1 protein-coding gene is annotated in these 263 nt (G+C 66.2%); it reads right to left on the bottom strand.

The genetic code is table 11. The features are described 5' to 3' along the window. A partial coding sequence (locus LzC2_RS21625; protein WP_171190083.1) for a YkgJ family cysteine cluster protein occupies window positions 1–263 on the bottom strand: 263 nt, incomplete at both ends.

The following is a 263-nucleotide window of genomic DNA, read 5'->3' as shown; positions in this document are numbered from 1 at the left end:
CATTCGGTCTTCGTGCGTTCCCAGTCGGCGGGCGTTTCCAGGTTCGAGTCCCAGAACGGCCAGGTTCGGCACTGCACCGGGCGGGCGGCGTAGACGGTGCATTTGCGGGTGTCGGGATCGAGGAACGTGCAGTCCCCGTTCGCTCGTTCGCGGAGGCTCATCCGACCGCCGACCAGCCGCGTGTGCTTCAATCGCAGCTCCATCAGACTGATGCCCGCGGCGTCCGCGATGGCGGTTTGCTCCTCCGCATCCACCCAGATCAC

This window comes from Alienimonas chondri (genome assembly GCF_013036045.1).
GTDB lineage: Bacteria > Planctomycetota > Planctomycetia > Planctomycetales > Planctomycetaceae > Alienimonas > Alienimonas chondri.
This window is presented reverse-complemented; position numbering and strand designations above follow the sequence as displayed.